At 49.4% G+C, this 9,924-nt stretch carries 11 protein-coding genes; 5 read left to right on the forward strand and 6 right to left on the reverse strand.

Annotated elements, in window-relative coordinates:
- Both A6M21_RS17705 and A6M21_RS02445 read left to right on the forward strand, forming a co-directional pair.
- Window positions 1-663 (forward strand): DEAD/DEAH box helicase (locus A6M21_RS17705; protein ID WP_282434523.1); only part of this gene is annotated, 663 nt, incomplete at its 5' end.
- A 156-nt stretch (window positions 664-819) separates the two neighbouring features.
- Entirely contained in the window at window positions 820-1,353 is a 534-nt protein-coding gene (locus A6M21_RS02445) for a hypothetical protein (RefSeq protein ID WP_066666325.1), read from the forward strand.
- A gap of 178 nt (window positions 1,354-1,531) precedes the next feature.
- On the opposite strand, the gene A6M21_RS02450 is transcribed toward A6M21_RS02445, so the two are convergent.
- The 6 genes from A6M21_RS02450 to A6M21_RS02480 all read right to left on the reverse strand — a co-directional run bounded on the left by A6M21_RS02450 (window position 1,532) and on the right by A6M21_RS02480 (window position 6,003).
- Entirely contained in the window at window positions 1,532-1,975 is a 444-nt protein-coding gene (locus A6M21_RS02450; protein WP_066666326.1) for an Hsp20/alpha crystallin family protein, read from the reverse strand.
- A gap of 47 nt (window positions 1,976-2,022) precedes the next feature.
- Window positions 2,023-2,751 (reverse strand): TerC family protein, encoded by a 729-nt coding sequence (locus A6M21_RS02455; protein ID WP_066666327.1) that lies wholly within the window; start codon window positions 2,749-2,751, stop codon window positions 2,023-2,025.
- Window positions 2,752-3,232: 481 nt separating this feature from the next.
- Window positions 3,233-4,012 (reverse strand): ABC transporter permease, encoded by a 780-nt coding sequence (locus tag A6M21_RS02465; protein ID WP_066666329.1) that lies wholly within the window; start codon window positions 4,010-4,012, stop codon window positions 3,233-3,235.
- Window positions 4,009-4,986 (reverse strand): ATP-binding cassette domain-containing protein, encoded by a 978-nt coding sequence (locus A6M21_RS02470; RefSeq protein WP_078060332.1) that lies wholly within the window; start codon window positions 4,984-4,986, stop codon window positions 4,009-4,011. Before A6M21_RS02470 ends, A6M21_RS02465 begins: the two co-directional genes overlap by 4 nt.
- Window position 4,987: 1 nt before the next feature.
- Window positions 4,988-5,458, reverse strand: a complete 471-nt coding sequence (locus A6M21_RS02475) for a MarR family winged helix-turn-helix transcriptional regulator (RefSeq protein WP_066666331.1) — start codon at window positions 5,456-5,458, stop codon at window positions 4,988-4,990.
- Between the two features lie 239 nt (window positions 5,459-5,697).
- Window positions 5,698-6,003 carry a zinc-ribbon domain containing protein gene (locus A6M21_RS02480; protein ID WP_066666332.1) on the reverse strand — a complete coding sequence of 102 codons (306 nt, stop codon included), beginning with the start codon at window positions 6,001-6,003 and terminating at the stop codon, window positions 5,698-5,700.
- Window positions 6,004-6,537: 534 nt separating this feature from the next.
- On the opposite strand from A6M21_RS02480, the gene rlmD reads away from it, so the two are divergent.
- The 3 genes from rlmD to A6M21_RS02495 all read left to right on the forward strand — a co-directional run bounded on the left by rlmD (window position 6,538) and on the right by A6M21_RS02495 (window position 9,822).
- Window positions 6,538-7,905, forward strand: a complete 1,368-nt coding sequence (gene rlmD, locus A6M21_RS02485; protein ID WP_066666333.1) for a 23S rRNA (uracil(1939)-C(5))-methyltransferase RlmD — start codon at window positions 6,538-6,540, stop codon at window positions 7,903-7,905.
- 310 nt (window positions 7,906-8,215) lie between these two features.
- Window positions 8,216-9,046: a nucleotidyltransferase domain-containing protein gene (locus A6M21_RS02490; RefSeq protein WP_066666334.1), complete on the forward strand. Its 831-nt coding sequence runs from the start codon at window positions 8,216-8,218 to the stop codon at window positions 9,044-9,046.
- Between the two features lie 44 nt (window positions 9,047-9,090).
- Complete coding sequence (locus A6M21_RS02495; RefSeq protein ID WP_066666335.1) at window positions 9,091-9,822, forward strand: class I SAM-dependent methyltransferase; 732 nt, start codon at window positions 9,091-9,093, stop codon at window positions 9,820-9,822.
- Window positions 9,823-9,924: the final 102 nt, after the last annotated feature.

The following is a 9,924-nucleotide window of genomic DNA, read 5'->3' on the forward strand; positions in this document are numbered from 1 at the left end:
GGGCGCCTTCTACCCACTCCTGCCCTTGGGGAAGAGTATTCTACTAATCCGGTAAAATATTTTAGAGATAATGGATATTTAGCTAACCCCCGCCATATAGTATGTAAGATGAGTATGGAATATGAACTGACTGATTCGGAAATAGAGCAGTTGAAAAAAGAAAACGACGTTCCAGCAGGTTTTAGAAAACGGCTGGCATCGAATCTTAACCGAAATATTTTTATCATAAAAAGGCTTTTAAAGATAAACAATGGTTGTCCAACGATTGTTTATGCTTGCACAGTTGAACATGCCTATTTTCTTTCTGTAATGCTAACTGCGATAGGTGAACGAACTGCTGCCGCCATATCCTCCGATACGCCAATGACTATTCGCCGCGGGATTATTCATGATTTCAAGAATGGTAAAATAGAATATTTATTTAATTATGGGGTTTTAACAACTGGCTTTGATGCACCGAAAACAGAATGTATAGCAATCTGTAGGCCGACCACAAGTGAGATTTTATATGAACAAATACTCGGACGTGGTCTAAGAGGGCCTGTATTTGGTGGTACAAAAGAGTGCTTGGTTATTGATTTTGCCGATAATATTAAAAGGCTAGGAAAACCTCTAGCCTATGCCAGGTTTGAGGAATTTTGGGTTGAAGAAAGGTTTGAATAAAAATAATTGATAATTTGTAGCCTGTGGCTTGATATGGCAAACAAATACTCAATAATATCATATCGTTCTATTTATGACATGTTATTGAAAAAATGCAGGGAGCAAGCTATTTTTTATAGGGTACTTATATATTAAATTTAATGGGGGTATATATTTATGGGTACTTATACGGCACAAATTTTAATTGGTACCGAACATCAAAATCATGGTGGCATCATACCGTCGTTTGTTCTATATCTTTCAGAAAATAGCAAGCCGGCATGGATTTTATTGCCTCATGGAATTAATGCTGGAGGTTGTCCTAAGTATCAAAAAATTGTATGGATACCAACTGTAAAGAATATGCTTGAAGACGCTTTATTGATGATTAGTATTAATATCTTACGTGATAAGGAAATCGTTGAAATGGCAAATAGGATTTTCGGTGAAGCATGTAGTGATGTTAATAATACTTTATATTTATATAATTATGAAAACTTGAGCCAACTATATAAAAAATCAAGAGACCTTGAATCAAACTATAAGTTAGTTATAACCGCGCTCGACAATTCAACTATATTGAACCAGTTGAATATCTTGGAAAAATACAAGTTCTATGTAGAAGTTTGTGTTCCAGTATATATAAGGAGTTATTCTGCTTGGTCAAAAAAAATAACCATTAAAGGGAACCTTGATGGTTTTATAGTGTAACTAAATTAGAGGGCTCACTATTCATAGCGGGAACCTCGTTTATGCCCAAGCTTGTTCATAGGCTCACCTGTTTGTTATCCGGCAGTCTGGAAATTAAACGCATTTTGCGAGCCGCCCGGGTTAAAGGCCCGCCGGTAACGGCGGGCCGGCACTTCTTAACAGGATACGCATGTGCTTTTTAATGAAATTCGACATCGATTTTTTTTCCGGCTGTTGCATTCACCCTGGGCATGCGTACTTCCAGGACGCCATTTCTGTAAACCGCTTTCACATCTTCGGAAGAAACCCGGGCCGGGAGGGTTACCGACCGCTGGAATTGTCCAACGTACCGTTCCTGCCTGTGCATGCGGTTTTCCTTGATTTCACCGGTCCGGTTTATGCTGCCGCTGATGGTAAGTACGTTGTTATCAATGTCAATGTTCAGATCATCTTTCTTTTCCAGGCCGGGTAAGTCACATTTGGCAACCACCTCGTTTTCCGTTTCATACACGTCGATGCGGGGAATACCGAAATTACGGTCAAACCAGTTGGCCAGCCCGGCCGGGTGACCGGTAAAAAATTGATCCAAATCCCGCCTCACGTTTTCCAGATACCGCATTGGTTCGTATGGTATCAGTGCCATTGAACACCCTCCTGCATATAATATTTACGAAGATGTTTTTCCCCCGGTCAATAGTTTTTATGCGCAGACGGACCGACCGGGATATCCCCGGCTTTTTGCCCCTGTTTGTCTTCCCGCCAGTGTACAAACCACCCGGCAATCAAGATCAGCAGGGTGACTGCTGCGGGGATAAGTACCAAAACGGGGACGGAAAAGTTTAACCGGGCAAGCAGTTGATTGGTTATCCGGTCTTCCGCCAGCATTTTACCGGCCGTCCAGGCTAGAACGGCGGCTCCCGCATAAAGCATGACCGGATATTTTTCCACCAGCCGGGAAATGACCTGGCTGCCGCCAATGACAATGGGTATGCTCAGCACAAGACCTCCAACGACCAGCAAGATTTCACCGTGGGCCGCGCCGGCTACAGCCAGCACATTATCCATGCTCATGACCAAATCGGCGGTGATGATTGTTTTGATGGCGGTGGCAAGGCTTTCCGCCGCGCCGACATTTGCCTCCTTTTCCGGCAGCAGCAGTTTAAAGGCCACCCAGGCGAGCAATATGCCGCCGGCGGTCTGTACAAACGGTACGGTCAACAAAATGGTTGCCATAGAAGTCAGCAAGATACGCAGGATCACCGCTCCGGCCATGCCCCAAAACAGGGCGCGGTATTTTTGCGCCCGAGGCAGTCCCCGGCAGGCCAGGCCGATGATCAGGGCATTGTCACCGGCCAGCAGCAGATCGGATAGAATGATTGTGACGACACCAAAAAGAACTGCTCCGCTAAAAAAATCCATTGCTAACCCCCCAAAATATTTTTACTCACGCCGGCGGTAAAAAATAAAGACCTTCATCTGGTGTTAAAACCAGATGAAGGTCTTGCAAACGGTTTAAACCGCCCCGGCGGCGGGCGTAAGGCCGTATTGACGCTGCCGGGTGATTTGCTACTCCCCTTCTTGCTTTAAGATAACAAAAGAAAAAGGATTTGTCAATTACTTTTTGCCGGCGCAATTACTGCTGTGCGTGCGGGAACGGCCGGACTGCACACCTTTCCCCGGACTAAAATGTATTGGGATTTGCCTCTGTCCGGGGTTGCAAATTCGTTCAACTTCACCGTAAATAATTCAATGACCGGACATAATAATACAGCGGAATCTTCGCGGATTTTCTTTTGCCCCGCCGGCCGGCGGGGTTTTTCTTTTTGCAGGGGCCGGCTTGCGCGGTCCGGACCGCCCTTTTCATACCGGCGGGAGACCATTTTGTTCCCAAGCGGCCGGCTTAAACCTGACGGTTGAACATGGCCGTGCCGGCCACTACGAAGACCAGTGCCATGGCCGCCACCACCAGGAGGTCCAGGTGGATGGGGAATTGGACCAGTGCCGCGCCCGGGTAAGCGGAACCGAAGAAGACGTTGCGCAGGGCGTCCACCCCGTAGGTGAGCGGATCAATCTTCATCAGTGTGCTCATCCAGGCGGCGGCGCCGCGCAGCGGGAATAGCGCGCCGCTCAGGAAGAAGAGCGGCATGATCAGAAAGTTGATGATCATCTGGAAGCCCTCCATGGTTTCCATGCGCGAGGCCACGGTGATGCCGAAAGAGGTCAGGGCGAAGGCGATCAGGAAGAGTATGCCCAGAATCTCCAGTGCCGCCACCGGGGACAGGTGCACTCCGACGAAGGGGGCCAGGATGAGCAGGATGGCGCCCTGGATCATAGCCACCGTACTGCCGCCCAGGGTCTTGCCGATGGCCACCGTCCAGCGCGGTACCGGAGCCACCAGCACTTCCTTCAAAAAGCCGAACTCGCGGTCCCAGACGATGGACATGGCCGAGAATACGGCCGTAAACAGGACCGACATACCGATTACGCCCGGGTACATGAATTGCAGGTAACTGAATCCGGCCGGCGCATAGGGCAGGCGAAAGCTGGCCGAAAAGCCGTTGCCCATGATCAAAAGGTATAAAAGCGGCTGGCCGAGCATGCCGATAATACGGTTGCGCTCCCGGAAGAAACGGATCAGGTCGCGCAGCCAGATGGTGTAGATGGCCTTCAAATGTTTCACCGGCGACCCCTCCTTTTCATCATTGCGCGCATGGCATCCGCAGCGCCGGCGTTTGCAGCGCGGATGGCCCGTCCGGTCAGTTTAAGGAAAACGTCGTCCAGGGTGGGTTTATGCAGGTTGACTGACTCGACTGCGTCACCCACAGCGCTGAGCAAGCGGGGAATGAAGTGATCCCCCTGTTCTATTTCCAGCTGCAATTCCCCGTCGAAGCGGTTGCCCCGGATGCCGAAGCGCTCTTCGATGTCCCGGGTCAACTGATCGATGTTTTTAGCGGTCAGGTTGATCACGTCCCGTCCCACCATCTGTTTCAAGCCGGACGGGGTGTCCAGCGCGACGATTTGCCCGTGGTCGATGATGGCGATGCGGTCGCAGTTTTCCGCCTCATCCATGTAGTGGGTGGTCAGAAAAATGGTCACTCCCTCCTTTTGGCGCAAGTCGCGGATGTAGGTCCAGATGTGGCTTCTGGTCTGCGGATCCAGTCCCACCGTCGGTTCGTCCAGAAAGAGCACCGCCGGGTGGTGTAACAGGCCCCGGGCGATTTCCAGCCGGCGTTTCATACCGCCGGAAAAAAACTTGACCCGATCGCGGCCGCGGTCGGCCAGTTCCACCATCTGAAGAAGTTCCCCGCGCCTTCCGGCCAGAACTTTTTTGTCTACATCGTACAGACGGGCGTGGAAATCCAGGTTTTCCAGCGCGGTCAGGTTTCCGTCCAGGGTGGGGTCCTGGAATACCATACCGATGCTCCGGCGCACTGCATATTGTTCCCGGATGATGTCGTGACCGTTGATCAGCGCCCGTCCCGCGGTGGGTCTCAAGAGGGTGGCCAGCATCTGAATGGTGGTGGACTTGCCGGCCCCGTTCGGACCGAGGAAACCGAAAATCTCGCCTTTTCCCACCGTGAAGCTGATATCATTCACTGCCACCAGTTGGTTGAACTTGCGCCACAGGTTTTCGACTATGATTATATCTTCCATGTTATTCATCACTTCCAGCCGCAAGATTTTCTTTCAGAGTGTTTAAAAGAAGTTCCAAACTGGCGGCCACCTGCTCCAGTTGCTCACCGGTCAGACCGGTCAGCGCCGCCTGTGTGGCGGCCAGGTGCCGGGCGCCGATCCGGTCCAGGATTTCCCGTCCGCCGGCTGCCAGGTAAAGCCGGAGCAGTCGCTGGTCCGCCCCGTCCGGCCTCTTTTCCAGCAGGCCTTCCCGACACAGACGGTCCACCATTACCGAAATGTTGCTCTTGGTCATCATGCCCAGCCGGGCCATTTCGCTTACCGTCACTCCGGGCTTGAGCCTGACCATCCGGAGCACGCCCATCTGGGCGGGGGTTACCGGTAGGCCATGCATTTTACTTGCCATGTGCCGGTGCAGGATCCGGTGAATGCGATGCAGGTTTCCATGGATATTTTTGATCAGTTCAGTCCGTGTTTCAGTAGAATCTATCATGCTCACCCCTTTATTGGTTCGTGTGCGAACGTTCATATTAGAACGTTCGCACACGAACAGTATAACGGGTGTTGATGGTTGTGTCAATGTCTGATCAAAATATTTCGTTCCACTTTGAGCAAATTTAACATTTTGGAGCAAACATAATGTCTAGGAGTATTCATTTCACCCGGATGACCGAATAAAAAAAGCACCAACCCGGGCGGGGATGGTGCTTTTGTAAAACGAATTTTTATTACTTAGTAGCGGTTGTTTCTCCGGCTGAAGCAGTCCCGGCAATAGACGGGACGATCTTCACGCGGCTGGAAAGGTACTTGTGTTTCCCGTCCACAAGCCGCACAGACGGCCGGAAACATTTCCCTTTCCTGGCGATCATATCGGCCGCGGCCGCGGTTGCCGCCGTTTTGTTTGCGTGCGGCGCGGCATTGCGGGCAACGGGACGGGTCGTTGGTGAAACCTTTTTCGGCATAGAATTCTTGCTCCGAAACAGTAAAAACAAATTCTTGCCCGCAGTCACGACAGGTGATCACTTTGTCTTCAAACATATTAAAAATCCTCCTTTTGCCCGGGCAGCTTAGGGAATTAATTTTTCACTCCCTGCTACCGTATGGTAATTGAAGGAGGAAGAATCCCTTGACCCCTACATGGGCACATTAAATTATACCCGAAATAATTGGATTTGTAAAGGATAACTCGAAAAAATCAATAAAAATATATTCGCCATCGGCCGGTGAGGATTTTCCGGACAAGACATAATCATTTGTACGGGGTGTTTTTTAAAAACAGTTCAGAGTTGCAGTTTGTTTTTTTTGTTTTCATTTTGTTCAGGGAGGACATACCCTTACCCAATGGGCAGGTTTGGCTTTTGAAAGGGAACGGAAACTCTGCACGTTGTCTTTTCCCTTGTGGTAAAATAAATCAGGTGAGCGGGGCACAGCTTTCCTTCCGGTGAAACGAGGCTTCAGTTCACCCTCGGGCGCGAACCGGAGATTGAACGGTAAATCAAAGCGCTGTATGCTTCCGGCCGGCCGGAAATTAAAATCCCGGGCCGCTTTTCAGAACCAATGGGGGGTGTGACCATGACACCGGGGCAGCCCGGGGAACAGTTAATCCTGGAGATAGAGGGGTTAAACCATCGTGGTGAGGGGATTGGCAGGCACCGGGGCCAGGTGGTGTTTGTCCCCCTGGCTGCGCCCGGCGACCGGATCCGGGCAACGGTGACGGAAGTGAAGAAAAAGTACCTCCGGGCCGGGTTGGCGGAATTGCTGGAAAGCGGCACGGGGCGTGCCGTTCCCCGTTGTCCTGCTTTTGGCCGCTGTGGCGGCTGCCATATCCAGCACCTGGACTATGCGCACCAGTTGCAGTACAAAACCGGGCTGGTGCGTAACGCTTTCGCCCGTATCGGCGGACTGGACGGTACGGCTGTTTTGTCCATGCTGGGCATGGATGATCCCTGGCATTACCGCAACAAAGTGCGCCTGCACATTGGATGCCGGGAGGGCAAAGTGGTGCTCGGGTTTTTCGCTCCCTCTTCACATGTCCTGGGGCGTTTGACGGGGGAGAGTTTTGCCTGCCGCCTGCTGGACGAAGATTTAAACCGCCTGGTCCGGGTGGTGGAACATTGGTTGAACCAGAACCGGAACCGGTTGCTGGCAGATAAAGGCGGTATTTCGGAAATCACCCTACGCAAGGCGGCCGGGACGGGGGAAACCATGGTGGTGCTGACCACGGCCAAGGACTTCCGTTTCAGGACGGAAAAAATGATTGGTGAACTGGCCGCCTCCGGACGGATAACAACAGTCGTACAACAAATGGCGGAGTCCGCCGGGCGTGAGGAGGACGCTGAACAAACGGAAATTCTATACGGACCGGGATATCTGACGGACCGTCTGGACGACCTGGTTTTTCGCCTCTCCGCAACCTCGTTTTACCAGGTCAATCCGGCTCAAACCCGGGTTTTATACCGGCTGGTCCGTGCATATGCCGGTTTGACCGGCCGGGAACAGGTGGTGGATGCCTTTTGCGGGGTGGGTACCATCGCCCTTTATCTGGCACGGCGGGCCGGGCATGTACTGGGTTTGGAGCTGTCACCGGCGGCCGTGGCCGACGCGCAGAGGAATGCCCGGTTGAATAAGATCACCAATGCAACTTTTGAGCAGGGTGCGGTGGAAAAGAGTCTGCCCCGTTTATTGAAGGGCAGTCACCGGCCCGATCTGGTGGTGCTGGATCCACCTCGCCGCGGCTGTCACCGGGGGATGCTGGATGTTTTGGCCGGCCGGGCGGTGCCCAGGGTGATTTATGTATCCTGTGACCCGGCTACATTGGCGCGGGATCTGGGGTACCTGGCCGGTCATGGTTACCGGTTGGTGGAAGCCCGGCCGGTGGACATGTTTCCCCAAACCAGTCATGTGGAGTGCGCAGTATTGATGTCAAGGGTGGAGAAGTGAGGGTGTGAAGAACCTAGTAATACTAGGCTTTTTGCATATTTGTGATATAATTTCATTGTATGAAAATTGGAAAGTTATCGGTTCAAGGGAACAAGTCCAGAGGGATGATTTTAAACGCGGCAGAGCGATTTAGATGTCGGTGTTTAACGAGTGGTCAGTTTAGATAACATGGGTTCGCGAGTGGTCGATTTAGGTGTTTTTTGAAAAAGTTGATGTTGAGAGGGCAGGTTAGATGTTAGCATAAAACAAGCTATTTTTTAAGCAGCAAATCGAGATGGGAGTATGCTTTAAATATAATGAGGTGAGTTACATGAATAAAATAAAAACAGTATTAGATAAAGTTGTATCAGCACTGGTTGGAATTAAAGGAATCCAGGCTGTTGTGCTTGGCGGCTCGCGTGCAAGGGGAACGCATTCCCCAGAATCGGATATTGATATCGGTATCTATTACGACAAAGAAACCCTTAACCTTGTGTCCTTGAACAAGGCAGCAAAAAATGTGGATGATGAACATAGGGATAATTTGGTTGTTCCTCCTGGTGAATGGGGTAAATGGGTTAATGGAGGCGGTTGGCTCGTTATTGATGGATACCATGTTGATTTTATTCTGCGGGATGTAGATCGAGTAAAAAATGTGATTGCCGAATGTCAGGAAGGGAATATTTCCGCACATTATCAAATTGGGCATCCCCATGCCTATATGAATGTGATGTATATGGGAGAATTGGCAGTATGCAAGGTGTTGTGGGAAAAACAGAGTAATATTTCAGAACTAAAGAGTATTGCCGAACAATATCCGACAAAGCTGAAGAAAGCTATTATTGGTTTCTTCGGGTTTGAAGCAGCGTTTTCTTCAATGCTTGCAGAAAGTAATGCCGAGAAAAATGATGTTTATTATGTTATTGCCCATATTGTACGTGCAATTTCAGCACTCAACCAGGTATTGTTTGCAGTAAATGAAGAATACTGTCTGAACGAAAAAAAGGCAGTCGGCATGATAGATAATTTTAACATTCACCCGCTTGACTACAAAGATAAAATAAATTCAATTTTTACGGCAGCTGGAACAGAGGGAGCAAATGCCTGTGCACAGCTAAAACGACTAATTAACGAAGTAAAAGATATTCTTCCGAAGGATTGATGAACATATCTGTTGAAAGATTTTAAACAAAGAAAGGTGAGAATATGAACAACATTTATGATAATAAACAATTTTTTTACCAGTATTCGAAGATGTCACGAAGTCAACAAGGCTTATCAGGAGCAGGCGAATGGCATCAATTCAAGGCTTTGTTTCCTGAATTAAGCGGCAAAAGCGTACTCGATCTTGGATGTGGTTACGGCTGGCACTGCAAATATGCTGTCGAGTGCGGTGCAGAACATGTGATGGGAATCGACTTGAGCGAAAAAATGATTAACGAAGCAAAAGAAAAAAACGCAGACCCCAAGATTACTTACCGAATTTGTGGACTGGAGGAATATTATTATCCTGCAGATTCATATGATTGTGTGATTTCCAATCTGGTGCTTCATTATATTGCAGATATTGACGCCATTTTCAGAAAGGTATACTCGACGCTAAAGAATAGTGGTATTTTCCTAATTAACATTGAACATCCTGTTTTTACCACGGGTGTGAACCAAGACTGGGTTTATGATTCAAACGGCAAGCCGCAATATTGGCCTGTTGATAATTACTTTTATTCCGGAGAGCGAGCTACCCATTTCCTTGGGCAGAATATTACGAAACAGCATCATACACTGACTCAGATCCTGATGGGGCTCATAAATGCTGGGTTCCGGCTGGAAGCCGTTGAGGAAGCGATGCCGAGTAATGACATGATGGAGATTCCAGGCATGTCGGATGAAATGCGCCGCCCGATGATGTTGCTAATTAAGTCTGTTAAACAAGCTTGATAGCCTCTGAGTCGGGAGATCAGGGATAGTGGAAAGCTAACACGCAAAGGAAGTTTAATATGCAATACGGTCACAATCCTAACAAGGTATCGTCAAAGTTAA

Source organism: Desulfotomaculum copahuensis (assembly GCF_001655685.1).
In the GTDB taxonomy this organism is placed as follows: domain Bacteria; phylum Bacillota; class Desulfotomaculia; order Desulfotomaculales; family Desulfovirgulaceae; genus Desulfotomaculum_G; species Desulfotomaculum_G copahuensis.